18 protein-coding genes are annotated in these 18697 nt (G+C 62.8%); 10 read left to right on the top strand and 8 right to left on the bottom strand.

From position 1 onward, the window contains the following. Positions 1-98 precede the first annotated feature (98 nt). The 3 genes from NJ69_RS17160 to NJ69_RS17150 are packed head-to-tail and all read right to left on the bottom strand — an operon-like array spanning position 99 to position 3678. Entirely contained in the window at positions 99-371 is a 273-nt protein-coding gene (locus NJ69_RS17160) for an oxidative damage protection protein (protein ID WP_029612825.1), read from the bottom strand. After that, positions 368-1435 carry an A/G-specific adenine glycosylase gene (mutY, locus tag NJ69_RS17155; RefSeq protein WP_039581355.1) on the bottom strand — a complete coding sequence of 356 codons (1068 nt, stop codon included), beginning with the start codon at positions 1433-1435 and terminating at the stop codon, positions 368-370. Before mutY ends, NJ69_RS17160 begins: the two co-directional genes overlap by 4 nt. Continuing rightward, positions 1432-3678: an AsmA family protein gene (locus NJ69_RS17150; protein ID WP_039581352.1), complete on the bottom strand. Its 2247-nt coding sequence runs from the start codon at positions 3676-3678 to the stop codon at positions 1432-1434. The genes mutY and NJ69_RS17150 overlap by 4 nt, the downstream gene beginning before the upstream one ends. A gap of 393 nt (positions 3679-4071) precedes the next feature. On the opposite strand from NJ69_RS17150, the gene NJ69_RS17145 reads away from it, so the two are divergent. The 6 genes from NJ69_RS17145 to hisF all read left to right on the top strand — a co-directional run bounded on the left by NJ69_RS17145 (position 4072) and on the right by hisF (position 9119). Further along, the gene (locus tag NJ69_RS17145; RefSeq protein WP_039581349.1) at positions 4072-5721 is read left to right on the top strand and encodes an OFA family MFS transporter; all 1650 of its coding nucleotides are present in this window, start codon (positions 4072-4074) and stop codon (positions 5719-5721) included. A gap of 198 nt (positions 5722-5919) precedes the next feature. Continuing rightward, positions 5920-6513 (top strand): imidazoleglycerol-phosphate dehydratase HisB, encoded by a 594-nt coding sequence (gene hisB, locus NJ69_RS17140; protein WP_039581346.1) that lies wholly within the window; start codon positions 5920-5922, stop codon positions 6511-6513. After that, positions 6513-7151 (top strand): imidazole glycerol phosphate synthase subunit HisH, encoded by a 639-nt coding sequence (gene hisH / locus NJ69_RS17135; RefSeq protein WP_039581344.1) that lies wholly within the window; start codon positions 6513-6515, stop codon positions 7149-7151. The genes hisB and hisH overlap by 1 nt, the downstream gene beginning before the upstream one ends. Beyond that, complete coding sequence (locus tag NJ69_RS17130) at positions 7151-7411, top strand: DUF2164 domain-containing protein (protein WP_029612901.1); 261 nt, start codon at positions 7151-7153, stop codon at positions 7409-7411. Before hisH ends, NJ69_RS17130 begins: the two co-directional genes overlap by 1 nt. Positions 7412-7514: 103 nt before the next feature. Beyond that, positions 7515-8246, top strand: coding sequence for a 1-(5-phosphoribosyl)-5-[(5-phosphoribosylamino)methylideneamino]imidazole-4-carboxamide isomerase (gene hisA, locus NJ69_RS17125; RefSeq protein WP_039581342.1), 732 nt, complete (start codon positions 7515-7517; stop codon positions 8244-8246). Between the two features lie 102 nt (positions 8247-8348). Further along, positions 8349-9119 (top strand): imidazole glycerol phosphate synthase subunit HisF, encoded by a 771-nt coding sequence (gene hisF, locus NJ69_RS17120; RefSeq protein WP_029612904.1) that lies wholly within the window; start codon positions 8349-8351, stop codon positions 9117-9119. A gap of 87 nt (positions 9120-9206) precedes the next feature. On the opposite strand, the gene choV is transcribed toward hisF, so the two are convergent. The 3 genes from choV to NJ69_RS17105 all read right to left on the bottom strand — a co-directional run bounded on the left by choV (position 9207) and on the right by NJ69_RS17105 (position 12288). Next, positions 9207-10385, bottom strand: a complete 1179-nt coding sequence (gene choV / locus NJ69_RS17115; protein ID WP_029612905.1) for a choline ABC transporter ATP-binding protein — start codon at positions 10383-10385, stop codon at positions 9207-9209. After that, positions 10382-11230 carry a choline ABC transporter permease subunit gene (gene choW / locus NJ69_RS17110; RefSeq protein WP_209435542.1) on the bottom strand — a complete coding sequence of 283 codons (849 nt, stop codon included), beginning with the start codon at positions 11228-11230 and terminating at the stop codon, positions 10382-10384. Before choW ends, choV begins: the two co-directional genes overlap by 4 nt. A gap of 110 nt (positions 11231-11340) precedes the next feature. After that, entirely contained in the window at positions 11341-12288 is a 948-nt protein-coding gene (locus NJ69_RS17105; protein ID WP_039581338.1) for a choline ABC transporter substrate-binding protein, read from the bottom strand. Between the two features lie 442 nt (positions 12289-12730). On the opposite strand from NJ69_RS17105, the gene NJ69_RS17100 reads away from it, so the two are divergent. Together NJ69_RS17100 and NJ69_RS17095 are read left to right on the top strand one after the other, a co-directional pair. Then, complete coding sequence (locus NJ69_RS17100) at positions 12731-14107, top strand: L-serine ammonia-lyase (RefSeq protein WP_039581336.1); 1377 nt, start codon at positions 12731-12733, stop codon at positions 14105-14107. Between the two features lie 393 nt (positions 14108-14500). After that, complete coding sequence (locus tag NJ69_RS17095; protein WP_039581333.1) at positions 14501-15604, top strand: GlxA family transcriptional regulator; 1104 nt, start codon at positions 14501-14503, stop codon at positions 15602-15604. 62 nt (positions 15605-15666) lie between these two features. On the opposite strand, the gene NJ69_RS17090 is transcribed toward NJ69_RS17095, so the two are convergent. Then, positions 15667-15924: a hypothetical protein gene (locus NJ69_RS17090; RefSeq protein ID WP_029615122.1), complete on the bottom strand. Its 258-nt coding sequence runs from the start codon at positions 15922-15924 to the stop codon at positions 15667-15669. Between the two features lie 397 nt (positions 15925-16321). Between NJ69_RS17090 and NJ69_RS22480 the strand changes: the two genes are divergently transcribed. Beyond that, positions 16322-17602, top strand: coding sequence for an AAA family ATPase (locus tag NJ69_RS22480; protein WP_080754771.1), 1281 nt, complete (start codon positions 16322-16324; stop codon positions 17600-17602). Further along, on the top strand, positions 17599-18186 hold the full coding sequence (locus NJ69_RS17080; protein ID WP_039581328.1) for a hypothetical protein: 588 nt from the start codon (positions 17599-17601) through the stop codon (positions 18184-18186). The genes NJ69_RS22480 and NJ69_RS17080 overlap by 4 nt, the downstream gene beginning before the upstream one ends. A 41-nt stretch (positions 18187-18227) precedes the next feature. Here NJ69_RS17080 and NJ69_RS17075 read toward each other — a convergent pair whose 3' ends face one another. Next, positions 18228-18695, bottom strand: coding sequence for a thioesterase family protein (locus tag NJ69_RS17075; protein ID WP_039581326.1), 468 nt, complete (start codon positions 18693-18695; stop codon positions 18228-18230). Positions 18696-18697 lie beyond the last annotated feature (2 nt).

Raw genomic sequence — 18697 nt, 5'->3', positions numbered from 1 at the left:
CAGATCTTGCGTCAACGACTTTTTGAAAAAATTTTAAATTAATTCCGTCGCTTACGGCCGTTGACTGTTTTTTGTACAGACATGGGTCGTGGTCGGGCTCAGGCGCTCGGTGGCACGTAGCCTTCAGCCTGGGCGTAGTCCTCGCCGGCGAAGAACTTGTCCATCTCCGCCTGGAGGAACTTGCGGTCCTCGCCGTTCATCATGTTCAGGCGCTTCTCGTTGATCAGCATGGTCTGGTGCTTCTGCCACTCGTCCCAGGCCTTCTGCGAGATGTGTTCATAGATGTCCTGGCCCTTGGCGCCCGGGTAGGGCGGGCGCGGCAGGCCCGGCAGCTCTTCGTTGTACTTGCGGCACTTCACGGTGCGGGTCATCGGGACTCTCCTGCAATCAATGCGTCGGCCGCGCGGGCCAGCAGTTTCTTCACTGGGGCGGCAAGGCCCAGGCGCGGCGGGGTGGCGAGGTTATACCAGAGCCAGTCGGGCTCGGCCACGTGCGGTCCGAGCGAGTCCACGCGGACCAGCCACGGCTCGATTGCCAGTTGGAAATGGCTGAAGGTATGGGTCAGGCCTTGCAGCGCCTGGCGTTCGGTCATGCGCAGGCCGTGCTGGTAGGCGAGGTCGTCGAGCTGCTCCAGGCTGTCCAGCTCCGGCAGGCTCCACAGACCGCCCCACAGGCCGCTGGAGGGGCGGCGGTAGAGCAGGATGGCGCCTTCGTGGTTGGTCAGCAGCGGCATCAGCGCCCGGCGCTGGGGCAGGGCTTTGCGCGGCTTGGGCTCGGGGTAGCGCTTTTCCTCGCCCAGCAGGTGCGCTTCGCAGCCGCGCTGCAGCGGGCAGATCAGGCAACTGGGCTTGGAGCGGGTGCACAGCGTGGCACCCAGGTCCATCATCGCCTGGGTGTAGTCGTTGACCCGCGTCGTCGGCGTGAAGCGCTCGGCCGCCATCCACAGGGCATTGGCGACCTTTGGCTCGCCGGGGTAGCCGCCTTGCGCGGTGAACCGCGCCAGCACGCGCTTGACGTTGCCGTCGAGGATCGGCGCGCGCAGGCCCATGCTGATACTGGCGATGGCGCCGGCGGTGGAGCGGCCGATGCCGGGCAGTTCGGTGAGCTGGGCGACGCTGCGCGGGAATTCGCCCGCGTGCTCGGCGACGACGATCTGCGCCGCCTTCTGCAAGTTGCGCGCACGGGTGTAGTAACCCAGGCCTGTCCACAGGTGCAGCACTTCGTCTTCGGGCGCCTCGGCCAGCGCCTGCACGGTCGGCAGCGCCTGCATGAAGCGGTCGAAGTAGTTGAGCACCGTGCTCACCTGGGTCTGCTGCAACATGATTTCCGACACCCACACCCGGTACGGGGTGATGCCCTGTTGCCAGGGCAGGTCGTGGCGGCCGTGCTGGTCGAACCACTCCAGCACAGCGCTGGAGAACTGCTGGGGGCTCATCGTTTGAACAGCCCCTTGAGCGCGTCCTTCAATTCCGGGCTGACCTTGTCGCCGAGCTTTTCATCGAGCTTCTCGTCGATCTTGTCTTTCAGGCGGTTGCCGGCCAGCTTGGCGGCGACCTTGCCCAGGCCGTCCTTGTCCAGGCGGCAGGCCTTGGCGCCCAGCTCCAGCGGGCCGCGGCAGCGCAGCGGCAGCTCGACGCCGACGTAGCGCTCGTTGACCTGGCAGGCCGGGTCGGGCATGGCTCGCTGATCGCCCTCGACCAGTACGCCGATGCCGTAGTCCATGCCCAGCACGCGCAGGTCCACGTCGCCATGGCCGTTGACGGTCAGGCCTGGGATGCGCACCTTCAGGTCCGGGTTGCTGGCCACGCCGTTGCGCACCACCAAGGTGCCGCGCAGTTCTTGGAACGGCGTGTCCTTGGCCCGTGGCTCGCCGCTGAGCTGCTTGCGGTTGAGGGTGGCGATGGCCTGGCACAGTTGCTGTTCGAGGTTGGCGTTGACCAGCACGCCATCGGTGATGGTGAAGCTGGCATTGCCATTGAGCGTATCGACCAGTGCTTTCTGGCTGTTGCCGCTGGCAGTGAGGTCGCTGGACAGGGTCAGCAGGCCTTTGACCGGCGGGGCCTGATCTGGCGTGTCGCGCTTGATGAAGTGCTCGACCGGTACGCGGGTGATCTGCGTGTTGACGCCCAGTTGCGGCACGGCCGGACGCACGTCGACCGTGCCCTTGGCCTCGAAGCTGCCGTTGTACAGGCCGCCGCGCAGGGTCTGCAGGGTCAGCAGGCCGCCTTGGCCGGAGGCTTGCAGGTGAGCGTCGGTGATCGGCAGCTTGTCCAGGGTCAGGGCGCCGAACGACAGGTCGGCTTGCAGGTCCAGGGCACGCAGGCGATCGACCGGCAGCAGCTTGTCGGTGCTCCAGGCCACTTGGGTGGGTGCGCTCGGCAGCGGCGTGGAGCCGGCCCCGGCGACTGCCGTGGCTTCCTGCTGCTGCACCTCGGCCTGACGCGCGGCCTTGGCACCTTTGGCCTCCTCGCTCTTGGCCGGCAGGTAGCGGTCGGCGTCGAACTTGTCGCCCTTGAGCTGCACGCGCAGCGCCTGCTTGGCGAAGTCTTCGATAGCGACGCGGCCGGTGAAGCTGCTGTCATCGAGTTTCACCGCTAGGTCTGGCAGGGCGATGGCGGTTGGCGAACCTTCCAGGCGGGTGACCAGTTCGAGCTTGGCGAAGGCGTTCGCATCGGCGGTGGCCGGCAGCGGATGGCCGATGCCGTCGAGGAAGGTGCGCAGGTTGAATTGGGCGATGGACAGCGCGCCGCTGATCTGCGGGGTGCTGCTCAGGTCGCGCAGGTTCAGCTCGCCGAGTGCACGCAACTGGTTGGCCGAGACCTTGAGGCCAGTCCAGGAGGCGACGTCGGCGCCCAGGTCGGCCAGTACCTGGCCCTGGGCGGCGAAGGTCACGGTCTTGCCGGCGGTCGGCTCGCCCGAGGTTTCGCCGGACAAGCGCATGTCTTCGAGGCTATAGCGCTTGAGCTTGCGATCGAAGCGCAGATCGCCGACCAGCTCGGTACGGGCCTTGATGTTCGGTTCGCTGGCGCTGACGAAAGCACTGGCTTTGATCGGTGTGCTGACGCCGTCATGCACGGGACCGGTGCTCAATTGGATGCTTTCGGCGCCATAGCTCCTGCCGCTCTGTTCGTCGGTGAACTGCACTCGGGCGTTGTTCACGGTGAGGCTGTCGATGTCCAGCTTCACGGCGCGTTCGTTGGCATCGCCCTTGGCTGGCGCGGGCGCTTCGCTCGGCTCGGCTGGGGCCGTCGCGGCGCTGGCGTTCTGCTCGGGCAGCGGCTTGCCGATGTCCTCCCAGTTGCCGTGGCCGTGCGGGTCGCGCACCAGGGTCAGGTTCAGGCCTTCGACGCGCACGTCGCTCATCTGCACCTCGCGGCGCAGCAGCGGCAGGACGCGCACCGACAAGCCGAGCATCTGCAGGTCGGCGAACGGCTGCTTGGGGTTGTTCAGCGTGGCGATGCTCGCCTCATGCAGTTCCAGGCCCAGCCAGGGGAACAGGCTCCAGCCGATGTCACCGTTGAGGGTCAGCTCGACGTGGGCCTTCTTGCGGGCCAGCTCGCGGATTTCGTCTTTGTAGTCGTTGGGATCGAAGAGGTGGGTCAGGGCGAAGCCCAGCGCCACGATGATCAGCAACAACCCGAGAAGTCCAAGCCCCAGGATTTTGCCGAACGCTTTCATGGGCGAGTCCTTGTAGTCCGATGGATGAATTCGAGCGCCAGAGTATAGCGCCGTGCGCGCCGCTTCTGAGTAACTGACGCACGATAGGGGGCGTTTGCCATGAAAGGGCTTCGACAGCGTCGCCCGACACAGTTCCGTTCGAAGACTGCCCGGCCTGATCGGACGCAAACGCTTGCGCACGAAATCACGGGGCGAGCAGATTTATGAAAAATAATGATGTCAGTTTGATCTCGCCGTCACTTTATGCTGGTAACCTTGCCTCGCTTCCGGAGTGTCCGCGACCGATTGTCGCGGGGCAGTGACGCCGAAAACGGCGCGTAATTCGCCTTGTGTGCCGCGAAACGCCAGGGAAACGATCCGTAAGCACTGACAATTCATATAAGGATCGAATCCATGACTAGCAGCAACACGACAGGGGCGGCGCCAGGCTTCCTGTCCAAGGAGCGCATCATCGCCCGCCCGGGCTTCAACCGCTGGCTGGTACCCCCGGCGGCATTGGCTATCCACCTGTGCATCGGCATGGCCTACGGCTTCTCGGTGTTCTGGCTGCCGCTGTCGCAAGCCATTGGCATCACCGCACCAGTGGCCTGCTCGCCCGACCTGGGCTTCATCGCCCGTCTGTTCAGCGCCGACTGCGACTGGCAGATCTCGATGCTGAGCTGGATCTACACCCTGTTCTTCGTCTTCCTCGGCTGCTCGGCCGCCGTGCTGGGCGGCTGGCTGGAACATGCCGGTCCGCGCAAGGCTGGCCTGGTCTCGGCGCTGTGCTGGTGTGGCGGCCTGGTGATCTCGGCCATCGGCATCAAGACCCATCAACTGTGGATGATGTGGCTGGGGTCGGGTGTGATCGGCGGTATCGGCCTGGGGCTGGGCTACATTTCGCCGGTTTCGACCCTGATCAAGTGGTTCCCGGACAAGCGCGGCATGGCCACCGGCATGGCGATCATGGGCTTCGGCGGCGGCGCGATGGTGGGGGCACCGCTGGCCACGGCGCTGATGGGGCACTTCGCCAACGGCCAGGAAGTGGGCGTGTGGCAGAGCTTCATCGCCATGGCGGCCATCTATTTCGTGTTCATGACCGCAGGCGCCCTGGCCTACCGCGTGCCGCCGACCGGCTGGAAACCCGAGGGCTGGACGCCGCCGGCGAAGAAAGCCAACGCCATGGTCACCGACCGTCACGTGCACGTCAGCGTGGCCTGGAAAACCCCGCAGTTCGCCCTGGTGTGGCTGGTGCTGTGCCTGAACGTGTCGGCCGGTATCGGCATCCTCGGCATGGCTTCGCCACTGCTGCAGGAAGTGTTCGGCGGCAAGTTGCTGGGCAACGACCTGAGCTTCAGTGAGCTCAATGCCGCGCAACTGGCGCAGATCGCCGCCATCGCCGCGGGCTTCACCGGCTTGCTGAGCCTGTTCAACATTGGCGGGCGCTTCTTCTGGGCGTCGTTCTCCGACTACATCGGGCGCAAGAACACCTACTTCGCCTTCTTCGCCCTGGGCGTGGGCCTGTACACGCTGGTGCCGAACATGGGCCATATCGGTAACGTCGCGCTGTTCGTGGCGGCGTTCTGCATCATCCTGTCGATGTACGGCGGCGGTTTCTCGACCGTTCCGGCCTACCTGGCCGACCTGTTCGGCACGCAGATGGTCGGCGCGATCCACGGCCGCCTGCTCACCGCCTGGGCGGCGGCCGGCGTGCTCGGCCCGGTGCTGATCACCTACCTGCGTGAGGCGCAGTTGGCGGCCGGCGTGCCGCGCGCCGCTGCCTACGACATGACCTTGTACATCCTCGCCGGCCTGCTGGTGCTGGGCTTCATCTGCAACCTGCTGGTGCGTCCGGTGGCCGACAAGTACTTCATGACCGATGCCGAGCTGGCCGCCGAGCGCGCGCTGAGCCACGACAAGGGCGCCGACGGGGCCAAGTCGCTGGAATGGCACGCCGCGCCGGGCAGCCTGCCACTGGTGCTGCTGGCCTGGGCGGTGGTGGTGATTCCGCTGGCCTGGGGCGTGTGGGTCACCTTGCAGAAGACGGCGGTGCTGTTCCACTGAGGCCGATGACAGCCGGCTGATGGCTGGCTGCGATGGCCCTATCGCGGGGCAAGCCCGCTCCCACAGGTTCTGCACTGTGGGGGCGGGCTTGCCCCGCGATGCATTTACGGCGTCGCCACACGTCATCCGCGTTTCAAGCCGGCGCGTTCTGGGCCTATAATGCAGCCCTTTTCGCCCAATGATTTTGCGGAGCTGGTGATGGTCGAACGTAAGGCTTCCGTCGAGCGCAATACCCTGGAAACCCAGGTCAAGGCCTCGATCAACCTGGATGGCAGCGGCAAGGCCCGATTCGATATCGGCGTGCCTTTCCTTGAACACATGCTCGACCAGATCGCCCGGCACGGGCTGATCGATCTGGACATCGAATGCAAGGGCGACCTGCATATCGACGATCACCACACCGTCGAAGACGTCGGCATCACCCTCGGCCAGGCGTTCGCCAAGGCCGTCGGCGACAAGAAGGGCATCTTCCGCTATGGCCATGCCTACGTGCCGCTGGACGAAGCGCTGTCGCGCGTGGTCATCGATTTCTCCGGCCGCCCGGGCCTGCAGATGCACGTGCCGTTCACCCGCGCCTCGGTCGGCGGTTTCGATGTGGACCTGTTCCAGGAGTTCTTCCAGGGCTTCGTCAACCACGCGCTGGTCACCCTGCACATTGACACGATCCGCGGGCACAACACCCACCACCAGATCGAAACCGTGTTCAAGGCCTTCGGCCGCGCCTTGCGCATGGCCGTGACGCTCGACGAGCGCATGGCCGGTCAGATGCCTTCGACCAAGGGATGCCTGTGATGCAGACCGTCGCCGTCATCGACTATGGCATGGGCAACCTGCACTCGGTGGCCAAGGCCCTCGAGCACGTGGGCGCCGGCAAGGTGCTGGTCACCAGCGACGCGGCGGTGATCCGCGAGGCTGACCGCGTGGTGTTCCCCGGCGTGGGTGCGATCCGCGACTGCATGGCCGAAATCCGCCGCCTGGGCTTCGACGCCCTGGTGCGTGAAGTCAGCCAGGACCGTCCGTTTCTTGGCATCTGCGTGGGCATGCAGGCGTTGCTCGAACACAGTGAGGAAAACGAAGGCGTCGATTGCATCGGCCTGTTCCCCGGCCAGGTGCGGTTCTTCGGCAAGGGCCTGGCGGAAGACGGCGAGCACCTGAAGGTGCCGCACATGGGCTGGAACGAAGTCAGCCAGTGCGTCGACCATCCGCTGTGGCACGACGTGCCGGACCGCGCGCGTTTCTACTTCGTGCACAGCTACTACATCCAGGCCGGCAAGCCGGGCCAGGTGGTCGGTCGTGGCCATTACGGCGTCGACTTCGCCGCCGCACTGGCCGACGGTTCGCGCTTCGCCGTGCAGTTCCACCCGGAAAAAAGCCACACCCATGGCCTGCAATTGCTGCAGAACTTCGTGGCCTGGGACGGGCGCTGGTGATGAGCCGCTCGAAAACCAAGGCCCCCATCCTGACGCTGGCCCCCGAGCAGGAGCGCCAGGCGCTCGACACGCTCAAGCGCTTTCTCGAAGACCGCTTCGAGCTGGAGCTGGGCAGTTTCGAGGTGGCCGAGGTGCTCGAGCTGTTCAGCCGCGAAGTGGCGCCGCATTACTACAACCGGGCGATCGCCGATGTTCAACTGCACCTCAAGGAGCGGTTCGAGAGCATCGAAAGCGACCTCTGGGCTTTAGAGAAAAGCTGAAAGCCTCAAGCGCCACGCTTCCAGCCAACGCTTGATCGCCGATCCGACACATAACGCGCATTGCAGCTTGTCGCTGGCAACGTGCAGCTTGAAAGGAAAGAGCATGCTGATCATCCCCGCTATCGATCTGAAGGACGGTGCCTGCGTGCGCCTGCGTCAAGGCCGCATGGAAGACTCCACGGTGTTCTCCGATGACCCGGTGAGCATGGCTGCCAAATGGGTCGAGGGTGGCTGCCGCCGCCTGCACCTGGTCGACCTCAACGGCGCCTTCGAGGGCCAGCCGGTCAATGGCGAGGTGGTCACTGCCATCGCCAAGCGTTATCCGACCCTGCCGATCCAGATCGGCGGCGGTATCCGTTCGCTGGAAACCATCGAGCATTACGTCAGGGCCGGTGTCAGCTACGTGATCATCGGCACCAAGGCGGTCAAGCAGCCCGAGTTCGTCGCCGAGGCCTGCAAGGCCTTCCCCGGCAAGGTCATCGTCGGCCTGGATGCCAAGGACGGCTTCGTCGCCACCGACGGCTGGGCCGAGGTCAGTTCGGTGCAGGTCATCGACCTGGCCAAGCGTTTCGAGGCCGACGGCGTCTCGGCGATCGTCTACACCGACATCGCCAAGGACGGCATGATGCAGGGCTGCAACGTGCCCTTCACCAAGGCCCTGGCCGAAGCCACCTCGATCCCGGTGATCGCCTCGGGCGGTATCCACAACCTGGGTGACATCAAGGCCCTGCTGGACGCCAAGGCCCCCGGCATCATCGGCGCCATCACCGGCCGTGCCATCTACGAAGGCACTCTCGACGTCGCCGAGGCCCAGGCCTTCTGCGACAACTACTAAGAGCTGCAAGCTACAAGCGGCAAGCTGCAAGATGGAGAGCGCTATGCGAGCCGCTTGCAGCTTGAAGCTTGAAGCTTGCCGCTGCCTTCAGGAGGCTGACCCATGGCTTTAGCCAAACGCATCATCCCTTGCCTGGACGTGGACAACGGCCGGGTGGTCAAGGGCGTCAAGTTCGAGAACATCCGTGATGCCGGCGATCCGGTGGAGATCGCCCGGCGCTACAACGAGCAGGGCGCCGACGAGATCACCTTCCTCGACATCACCGCCAGCGTCGATGGTCGCGACACTACGCTGCACACCGTCGAGCGCATGGCCAGCCAGGTGTTCATCCCCCTGACCGTCGGCGGTGGCGTGCGCAGCGTGCAGGACATCCGCAACCTGCTCAACGCCGGGGCCGACAAGGTGTCGATCAACACCGCTGCGGTCTTCAACCCGGAGTTCGTCGGGGAAGCGGCCGATCGCTTCGGCTCGCAGTGCATCGTCGTCGCCATCGACGCCAAGAAAGTCTCGGGCCCCGGCGAAGTGCCGCGCTGGGAGATCTTCACCCACGGCGGGCGCAAGCCGACCGGGCTCGATGCCGTGGAATGGGCGAAGAAAATGGAAGCGCTGGGGGCGGGGGAGATCCTGCTGACCAGCATGGATCAGGACGGCATGAAGAACGGCTTCGACCTGGGCGTGACCCGTGCCATCAGCGATGCGCTGGGCATTCCGGTGATCGCATCGGGTGGTGTAGGCAACCTGCAGCACTTGGCCGACGGCATTCTGGAAGGGCATGCCAGCGCAGTGCTGGCGGCGAGTATCTTCCACTTCGGCGAGTACACGGTGCCGGAGGCCAAGGCCTACATGGCTTCGCGCGGTATCGTGGTGCGCTGATTCAGTGAAGCGGGCCGCCAGGCGGCCCAATCGCGGGGCAAGCCCGCTCCCAGTGGCGGGTGGGAGCGGGCTTGCCCCGCAATGGCTTCAACCGTGGTTCTTGCCCAGCAACGCGTGGTACAGCTCAGTGTCGCCGAGGATGCCGACCACCTTGTCGTTCTCCTGCAACACCAGCTTGTTGCCGGTGTGATAGCGGATCTGCAGCGCCTCGCGCATGCCGATGTCGGCATGCACCAGGGTCGGCCTGCGACCGAGGCTTTCCACGTCCTGACCCGGTGCCCAGTTCTGCAAGTCCAGCCCGTTCTGCCCCTGACGTGCACGTTGCAGCGAACCGCCTTCGCCCAGGTCCAGCCACGAATCGCCGCTGGGATCCAGGCACACCGAACCGTTGATCCGCTTGCAGTCGTTGACGCTGCGCATCAGGCTGCGGCCGCACAGCACGTTGAGCGGGTTGGTGTGGGCGACGAAGGTGCGCACGTACTCGTCGGCCGGGTTGAGCACGATCTCTTCGGGCTTGCTGTACTGGATGATCCGACCGTCCTTCATGATCGCGATACGGCTGCCCAGTTTCAGCGCCTCGTCCAGGTCGTGGCTGACGAAGACGATGGTCTTGCTCAGCTTGCGCTGCAACTCCAGCAGTTCATCCTGCAGACCTTGGCGGATCAGCGGGTCGAGTGCCGAGAAAGGTTCGTCCATCAGCAGGATGTCGGCATCCATCGCCAGTGCCCGGGCCAGGCCCACGCGCTGCTGCATGCCGCCGGACAGTTCGTCGGGCTTCTTGTTGCGCCACTGGGTCAGGCCCACCAGCTCGAGTTTCTCGTCCACCAGCTTGCGCCGCTCCTTCTCGGGGCGGCCCTGCATTTCCAGGCCAAAGCTGATGTTCTCGCGCACCGTCAGCCAGGGCATCAGGGCGAACTTCTGGAACACCATGGCGATGCGCTTGGTGCGCATCATCTTCAGTTCCGCCGGGGTGCAGTGGGCAATGTCGATGTGCTTGCCTTCGTGCTCGACGAACAGCTTGCCGCGGCTGACGGTGTTCAGGCCGTTGATGCAGCGCAGCAGGCTCGACTTGCCCGAACCGGACAGGCCCATCAGCACGCAGATCTCGCCCTTCTGGATGTCCAGGTTGGCTTTTTCCACGCCGACCACCAGGCCGGTCTGCTTGAGGATCTGCTCGCGGGTCTTGCCTTCGTCGAGCAGCGCCAGCGCTTCGCGCGGCTTGGTGGAGAAGATGACATCGACATCTTCGAAGCGAATGATGCTCATGCTTCACTCCTTGCCGGCTGTTCCGGTTGCTTGCAGATACGGTCGAGCATGATCGCCAACAGCACGATCGCCAGGCCCGCTTCGAAGCCGAGCGAGATGTCGGCGGTGTTGAGTGCGTTGACCACAGGCTTGCCCAGGCCGTCGGCGCCGACCAGCGCGGCGATCACCACCATCGACAGCGACAGCATGATGCACTGGGTGACCCCGGCGGCGATGCTGGGCATGGCGTGGGGCAGTTCGATGCGCGTGAGCAACTGGCGGCGCGAGCAGCCAAAGGCCTTGCCGGCGTCCATCAGTTCCTGCGGTACGTCGCAGATGCCCAGGTAGGTCAGGCGAATCGGCGCGGCGATGGCGAAGACCACGGTGGAGATCAGGCCGGGCACCACGCCCAGGCCGAACAGGGTCAGGGTCGGGATCAGGTAGACGAAGGTGGGGACGGTCTGCATCAGGTCCAGCACCGGACGCATGGCGGTGTAGAACATCGGCTTGTGCGCGGCGACGATGCCCAGCGGCACACCGATGGCCACGCAGACCACCGTGGCGAAACTGACCTGGGCGAGGGTCTCCATGGTTTCCTGCCAGTAGCCCAGGTTGAGGATCAGCAGGAACGACACCGCGACGAACACGGTCAGCGCCACTTTGCGCTGAATCAGGTGCGCCAGGGCGGCGAAAATGGCGATGAGCACGAGTGGATTGAACCAGGTCAGCGTACTGGTGACGCCGTGGATCATGAACTCCAGCCCTTGGGCGATGGCATCGAAGTAGTTGGCGCCATGTTGGGTCAACCACTCGACGAATGAGGCCATGTACTGCCCCAAAGGTATTTTCTGATCGATAAGCATGATAGCGAGCTTCCACCTGCAAAGATTGAAATCAGTCCGGGACGTCACGGTGGCGTCCCGAGGTAGTGCCTAATGGCCGTTGGCGACCATTACTGCTACTGCGTATTTCATTGTTATTGCGTGAGCTTGGCCTTGGCCGCCTCCAGGCCCGGTTTGCCATCCACGGTGGTCACGCCCGCGAGCCAGGCATCCAGCTTGCCAGGGTTGTCCTTGATGAAGCGCTTGGCGGCGGCGTCGGGTTTCATCTTGTCGTCCAGGACATAGCCCATCATGGTGCTCTCGTCCTTGAGATCGAACACCAGGTTCTTCAGCAACTGGCCGACGTTGCTGCACTGCTCGGTGTAGCCCTTGCGGGTGTTGGTGTAGACGGTGGCCTTGCCGAAGTCGGGACCGAAGTAGGCATCGCCGCCGGTCAGGTACTGCATCTTGAAGCGGGTATTCATCGGGTGGGGTTCCCAGCCGAGGAAGACGATGGCCTCGTTCTTGCGCTGGTCCTTGTCGACCTGGCTGAGCATGCCCGCTTCGCTGGACTGGACGATCTTGAAACCGGCGTCCTTCAGGCCGAAGGCGTTGTCGTCGATCATCTTCTGGATGGTGCGGTTGCCATCGTTACCCGGCTCGATGCCGTAGATCTTGCCGCCCAGTTCCTGCTTGAACTTGGCGATGTCGCTGAAATCCTTCAGGCCCTTGTCGTACAGGTACTGCGGCACGGCCAGGGTGTACTTGGCGTTCTCCAGGTTGGCGCGCACGGTCTCGACGGTACCGGCGTCGCGGTACGCCTTGATGTCGTTTTCCATGGTCGGCATCCAGTTGCCGAGAAACACGTCCAGGTCTCTGCCGTTGGCCAGCGACTTGTAGGTCACCGGTACCGAGATCATGGTGGTGTGGGTCTTGTAGCCCAGCGCCTCGAGGACGGCGCTGGTGGTGGCGGTGGTCACGGTGATGTCGGTCCAGCCGACGTCGGAAAAGCGAACCGTCTGACATTGCTCGGGTTCGGCGGCCTGGGCCAGCACCGGGGCTGCGAGCAACGCGGCCAGTAACAGCGAGGGCGAAGCGTTCATGGGTGGACTCCTGTGATTTTTTCTTCGGGTTCGCGCAGTACGCCAGTCCTTTCTCGGGGGCTGATCGTCCGGGCCTGCAGAGGGCAGGTTGCGAGGCCGTGCAATACGAGTCGCTTTCGATAATCCACCAGCGTTCGGCAATCGCCTACTGGTGGAGTCGTAACCAGTGCAGGACAGGTCGCATCCAGTACGGGCAATGTCGTTTACGGATTTTTCCCTCCCCGAGGCCGTGCAATTGCGTCATTGGCTCGCCTGAAAGCGGCCAGACAGTGGCCATCCCTACAGGGCGCTGCCGGACAAAATCAGGTCGGTTGCAGACGGCGAAGGCTGGGTTAAAACCCCGATCATGCGTGCATTCGCGGCACCCGCCGCCCTCAGCCTAGCAGCTGGCTGCGCCGCCACCTGGCGCGCAGGAACAAGCCCATCAAGAGGTGATTCGACAATGGCCATCAGCGTGTTCGACCTGTTCAAGATCGGTGTCGGGCCTTCCAGCTCGCATACCGTCGGCCCCATGCGCGCCGCCGCGCTGTTCGTCCAGGGGCTGCGTGAGCGCGGCGAACTGGAGCAGGTGAGACGCGTCGAGGTGCGCCTGTACGGCTCGCTGTCGGCCACCGGTATCGGCCATGGCACCGACAACGCCACGATCATGGGGCTGATGGGCGAATGGCCCGACTCCATCGACCCGACCCAGATCACCCCGCGTATCGCCGACCTGCGCGAAACCGGCACGCTGTTGCTGGACAACCGCCTGCCCATCGACTTCGTCTGGGCCCGCGACATGCTGCTGCTCGACGAGAACCTGCCGTATCACCCCAACGCCATGACCCTGGTCGCCGAGGGCACCGCCGGTGAGCTGCACCGCGACACCTACTACTCGGTCGGCGGCGGCTTCGTGGTCGATGCGCAGCAGGCCGCCAGTGGCGTGCTGGATGCCGACCAGACCGTGCTGCCCTACGATTTCAACAGCGCCGCCGAGCTGCTCCGGCTGTGCAAGCAAAACGACATGCGCGTGTCGCAATTAATGATGGAGAACGAAAAGGTCTGGCGCAGCGAGGCGGAGATTCGCGCCGGTCTGCTCAAGCTGTGGCAAGCCATGCAGGAATGCGTGAACAACGGCCTGAAGTACGAAGGCACGCTGCCCGGTGGGCTCAACGTGCGGCGCCGTGCGGCCAAGCTGCACCGCAGTCTGCAAGAGATCGGCAAGCCCAACGTGATCGGCTCGACCATGAGCGCCATGGAGTGGGTCAACCTGTTCGCCCTGGCGGTCAATGAAGAAAATGCCGCCGGTGGGCGGATGGTTACCGCGCCGACCAACGGTGCGGCAGGCATCATTCCGGCGGTGCTGCACTACTACATGCGCTTCTCCGACGCGGTGGACGAGTCCAACGTGGTGGACTTCTTCCTGGGGGCGGCGGCGGTGGGCATCCTGTGCAAGAAGAACGCCTCGATCTCCGGCGCCGAAGTGGGCTGCCAGGGCGAGGTCGGTTCGGCGTGCGCCATGGCCGCCGCCGGGCTTGCCGACGTGCTCGGCGCCACCCCGGCGCAATTGGAGAACGCCGCCGAGATCGCCCTGGAGCACAACCTCGGGCTGACCTGCGACCCGGTCGGCGGTCTGGTTCAGGTGCCCTGCATCGAGCGCAACGCCATCGCGGCGGTGAAAGCCATCAACGCCGTGCAGATGGCCTTGCGCGGTGACGGCGAGCACTTCATCTCCCTCGATCACGTGATCCGCACCATGCGCGACACCGGCGCCGACATGCACGACAAGTACAAGGAAACCTCGCGCGGCGGTCTGGCCGTCAACGCCGTCGAGTGCTGATGCGCCGATCTGGCCCTTTCCTGGCCGCTGTGCTGCATCGTTGTGCAGCGGCCAATGCCGACCGACCGTCGGCTGTCGCTATCGAGCGTGTCATTGTCGGTGACACATCGTGGATGTCGCTTCTGAGCAACCTTCCCACAAGTGCTACCGAATTGCTCAGCCGTTACACGCAGAGGCGCTGGCGCGCTGCTTTGCGTTCCATGACCACCTCTTACAGAAAGGCCCTACAAGACGCACGGTAACGTCGTTTTTAGGTTTTTTTGGATAGCCGTTCAATTTCAGGCACGGGGTTTGCCTAGAGTTGGGTAGAGCCCCCGTACAAAGATAGGGGCAATAACAAGAAAACGGTGCCCGCCTGAGGCACACCCTGCATTTGTGTGAGGAGAAATCGCGATGACGTCGTACACCTCCGGGCCAACCCAGAACCGCACAGCTCCACAGTCCATCGGGTTTCTCCTTCTGGACAACTTCACCCTCATTTCCCTGGCGTCGGCCGTCGAGCCGCTGCGCATGGCCAACCAACTGTCCGGGCGCGAGCTGTATCGCTGGCACACCTTGACCGTGGATGGCGGACAGGTCTGGGCCAGCGACGGTCTGCAGATCACGCCCGATGCGCCGATGCACAGCGCGCCGGCCATCGACACGGTGATCGTCTGTGGCGGCGTTGGCATCCAGCGCGCCGTCACCCGTGAACACGTGACCTGGCTGCAGGCCCAGGCCCGCCAGTCGCGCCGTCTGGGCGCGGTCTGCACCGGCAGTTGGGCGCTGGCCTGTGCCGGTCTGCTCGATGGTTTCGACTGCAGCGTGCACTGGGAATGTCTGGCCGCGATGCAGGAAGCCTTCCCGCGGGTCAACATGAGCACGCGCCTGTTCACCCTCGACCGCAACCGCTTCACCAGCTCCGGCGGCACCGCGCCGCTGGACATGATGCTGCACCTGATCAGCCGCGACCACGGCCGTGAGCTGTCGGCAGCTATCTCCGAAATGTTCGTTTACGAGCGCATTCGCAACGAGCAGGATCACCAGCGCGTGCCGCTCAAGCACATGCTCGGCACCAACCAGCCGAAGCTTCAGGAAATCGTCGCGCTGATGGAGGCCAACCTCGAAGAGCCGATCGACCTGGACGAGCTGGCGGTATACGTCAACGTGTCGCGTCGTCAGCTCGAGCGCCTGTTCCAGAAATACCTGCACTGCTCGCCGTCGCGCTACTACCTGAAGCTGCGACTGATCCGGGCGCGGCAACTGCTCAAGCAGACGCCGATGTCGATCATCGAAGTGGCGTCGGTGTGCGGCTTCGTCTCCACGCCGCACTTCTCCAAGTGCTACCGCGAATACTTCGGCATTCCGCCGCGTGACGAACGCGTCGGTTCCAACACCGCGCAGCAGGTGGCGATGATGCCGATTCCGCAGGCCATGGCGCTGTCGCCGCACAGCGGCCCGATGGCGGCGCTGAGCCAGGCGCGCAACGAGTCGACCTTTGCCAGTGTGAGGCTCTGAGCGGGCGCAGGTCTTATCGCGGATGATGTGCCGCGTCGATAAGGCCTGCGCCGAGCGCGTGGCTAGCCGCGCTGACTGAACTGCGCCAGCGCCGGCAGCAACTGCTTGTCGATGGCCTGGCGCACGGCCGGCAGGATCGTCGCGCTGCCGGTGTACATCTGCTCCACCATCCCCTTGAGCGCGCGTGCGTTGGGCTCGGTCAGCCCCCGCACCGCCGCTTCGCAGGCTTGCTCGGCGCTGGCGCCGGCAGGAATTTCGAACCCGCGTGCGCGCAGGTGGCCCAGCAAGTCGTCCTGATCGATCAAATCGGCATGCATCATGGTGAAGGTCCTAGTCTGCGGTCAGTGATGACCGATTCTGTGACCACCACGACAGGCCCGCAAGCACAGCGCGTGGCGATGGCTGCCATGACTAAGAACAGGTCGTTTCCGGCTAAATCCATCCCCGGGGAAGTCAGCACACTGGACTCATTCACGGCACCGAGGGTTTGGTCACCCTCACTCTGGCACAGTGGATGTTGCTCGCTCTCTGCCCCGGATGCTCACGGCTTCCGGGGCTTTTTTCGTGTCGCAGTCGGCTGGCGTCACTCTGGCTATAGTCGAGCTTAAGCATTAGGATGACCAATAATAGAGTCGATGGCAGGTTGCTATCATTTTGAGATTATCCGTTGCTTGATGATTTCAATTGCATCAAGTTAGACGACATAGGGTATCCGTAATGTTGAAAACTCTTTCCTTGAATGGGGTCGGGCCGGCGGAAGTGTTTGGTCCGGTCGAGTTTGCGCCTAGATTGAATTTCATTACGGGTGATAATGGGCTGGGTAAGAGCTTTTTGCTTGATACGGCCTGGTGGGTACTCACGCGTACTTGGGCTCGCGGCGTGGCGATACCCCAACGTGATCATCCACATCCCCGTATTGCATTCACCTTCAGCAAGGTGACGGCGGGTGACAAATCGGGCGAGGTCGAGTTTAAAAATGGTGCTTGGCCACAGCCCAAGGCTCGACCTCCTATACCCGGCGTGGTCATCTATGCTGGGGTTGATGGAAGTTTCTCCGCTTGGGATCCTGAACGAAATTATTGGACGGATAAAGACTCTAGTTCAGACGAGAAAATTAGAGCGTTCAACTTTAATCCTGATCAGGTGTGGTACGGCGCGCGCTCGGCACAAGGCACCAATATTTGTAACGGTTTAATTTCTGACTGGGTCACCTGGCAGCTTGAGCAGGATCCAGCGTTCGATGAACTGTGCAATGTGTTGAATGCATTGTCACCCTCGGGTGTCGAGAAGATCCTGCCGGGTAAGCCGCGCAAATTGATAGGACCGGATCAAACTCGCTATCCACATCTGAAAATGCCTTATGGTCAAGATGTGCCGTTGATTCATGCGTCGGCGGGTATGCGTAGGATCGCCGCGTTGGCTTACATGCTCGTATGGACTTGGAATGCCCATAAGGAAGCCAGTCGAGATCGTCGAAGTAAGCCCGCTAAGGAAATCATTTTTCTGATCGATGAGGTCGAGTGCCATCTTCACCCGCAATGGCAACGGCGGATAATTCCTGCGTTGTTGAACGTCATGCGCGTCATGACGGGCGAGGAGGTGGCCGTCCAGTTGATTGTTGCTACTCATTCACCGCTGGTACTTGCTTCCTCAGAACCCGATTTCGATGAAGACCGTGATGCGGTTTTCAATATTCAACTCGAATGCGGTAAGGCCGTTGTAACTAAGGAGGTTTGGGCGAAGCAAGGGGATGTCGTGAATTGGCTGGTGTCAGACGCATTTGGTCTCGCGCAGGCTCGCTCCGTCGAAGCTGAACAGGCCATTGAAATCGCGGAAGCGTGGATGCGTGGTGAACACGGTGGACTGCCTGGGAATCTGGATAACGCTCAAAAAATCCATGACGAACTGGTTCGCGTCTTGCCGGGAGGTGATCATTTCTGGCCTCGCTGGATCGGTAGTATGCATGTTAAATCCGTTGTGGATGGGGGCGTTCAATGATTCCGGTCATTGCGGTTGAAGAACCAGAGGGATTTGATGAGGCGTGTCGCAAGGCGGGTACTACCTGGCTTCAAAATAGCCCTAATGCCAAGCGTCCACGCGATTTCTGGTCTCCATTCAGGTTGAAGCTGGCAGAGGCATTCAAGGACCGCTGTGGATTTGGCGCGATGTGGATTTCCAGCGGCACCGTCGATCACTTCATGAGTTGCCATGAAGATAAAAATCTTGCCTATGAGTGGTCAAACTATCGATATGTGGAAGGGTGGCTGAATAGCTCCAAAAGCAAGAAAAGGGCTGAGGAGTTGCTGGATCCCTTCTCCGTCGCTGATGGGTGGTTCGAGATAGTGTTGCCTTCAATGCAGATGGTTGTAAGTCAATGTATTCCGGAACCGTTTCGTGCTTTGGCGGAGCGCACTTTGACATTGCTACCGCTCCGCGACGACGAGCGTATATTGCGAACCCGACGTCAGTGGTTGGAAGCATACGAGAAGGGCATGCCTTTGGAGGTGCTTCGCGAGAAGGCACCTCTGATAGCTATCGCTGTAGAAAAAAGAGATCTGGCTCGAAAACTGATTGGGCGATAAAAATGCTATCCAGCGGAGGGTTTCGCTCTGGATAGAATTTCTTATTTCAGCTTCATCAAGCATCCCACCAATTCGTCACCTTTGAAGCCACTTTGCGTATCTACCAATTCTTGAATTTTTAGCGTTCGTTCATCGGTGAACGGCGCCGACTTCGGCCCCGCCAAGTCCACATGCAGCAGCATCTGCTCGCTGGCCGCCAGCGCGCCGTCGAAGTCGGCGCGGTGCAGGCTGTGGTAGAGATGCAGGCGCTTGCGGTCGAAGCCGATGATCTGCGTCTGCACCCACACCTCGGTGCCGAGCTTCACCTCGTGCAGGTAATTGATGTGCGCCTCCAAGGTGAACAGCGAGTGCCCGCTCTGCCCGCGACTGTCGGCATCCAGGCCGATGCGCGCCATCAGCGCATCGGTGGCGTAGCTGAAGATCAGCAGGTAGTAGGCGTCGCGCAGGTGCCCGTTGTAGTCCACCCAGTCCGGCTGGACCATGGTGCGGTAAGTGAGCAGTACCGTCATCG

This window comes from Pseudomonas parafulva, from assembly GCF_000800255.1.
Lineage (GTDB): Bacteria > Pseudomonadota > Gammaproteobacteria > Pseudomonadales > Pseudomonadaceae > Aquipseudomonas > Aquipseudomonas boreofloridensis.
Note: the sequence above shows the minus strand (reverse complement) of the source record. Positions and strands in the feature narration are given on the sequence as shown.

Coding starts and splice junctions, on each gene's coding strand:
- NJ69_RS17160 (WP_029612825.1), bottom strand. CDS start 371: ATGACCCGCACCGTGAAGTGCCGCAAGTACAACGAAGAGCTGCCGGGC.
- mutY (WP_039581355.1), bottom strand. CDS start 1,435: ATGAGCCCCCAGCAGTTCTCCAGCGCTGTGCTGGAGTGGTTCGACCAG.
- NJ69_RS17150 (WP_039581352.1), bottom strand. CDS start 3,678: ATGAAAGCGTTCGGCAAAATCCTGGGGCTTGGACTTCTCGGGTTGTTG.
- NJ69_RS17145 (WP_039581349.1), top strand. CDS start 4,072: ATGACTAGCAGCAACACGACAGGGGCGGCGCCAGGCTTCCTGTCCAAG.
- hisB (WP_039581346.1), top strand. CDS start 5,920: ATGGTCGAACGTAAGGCTTCCGTCGAGCGCAATACCCTGGAAACCCAG.
- hisH (WP_039581344.1), top strand. CDS start 6,513: ATGCAGACCGTCGCCGTCATCGACTATGGCATGGGCAACCTGCACTCG.
- NJ69_RS17130 (WP_029612901.1), top strand. CDS start 7,151: ATGAGCCGCTCGAAAACCAAGGCCCCCATCCTGACGCTGGCCCCCGAG.
- hisA (WP_039581342.1), top strand. CDS start 7,515: ATGCTGATCATCCCCGCTATCGATCTGAAGGACGGTGCCTGCGTGCGC.
- hisF (WP_029612904.1), top strand. CDS start 8,349: ATGGCTTTAGCCAAACGCATCATCCCTTGCCTGGACGTGGACAACGGC.
- choV (WP_029612905.1), bottom strand. CDS start 10,385: ATGAGCATCATTCGCTTCGAAGATGTCGATGTCATCTTCTCCACCAAG.
- NJ69_RS17105 (WP_039581338.1), bottom strand. CDS start 12,288: ATGAACGCTTCGCCCTCGCTGTTACTGGCCGCGTTGCTCGCAGCCCCG.
- NJ69_RS17100 (WP_039581336.1), top strand. CDS start 12,731: ATGGCCATCAGCGTGTTCGACCTGTTCAAGATCGGTGTCGGGCCTTCC.
- NJ69_RS17095 (WP_039581333.1), top strand. CDS start 14,501: ATGACGTCGTACACCTCCGGGCCAACCCAGAACCGCACAGCTCCACAG.
- NJ69_RS17090 (WP_029615122.1), bottom strand. CDS start 15,924: ATGATGCATGCCGATTTGATCGATCAGGACGACTTGCTGGGCCACCTG.
- NJ69_RS22480 (WP_080754771.1), top strand. CDS start 16,322: ATGTTGAAAACTCTTTCCTTGAATGGGGTCGGGCCGGCGGAAGTGTTT.
- NJ69_RS17080 (WP_039581328.1), top strand. CDS start 17,599: ATGATTCCGGTCATTGCGGTTGAAGAACCAGAGGGATTTGATGAGGCG.
- NJ69_RS17075 (WP_039581326.1), bottom strand. CDS start 18,695: ATGACGGTACTGCTCACTTACCGCACCATGGTCCAGCCGGACTGGGTG.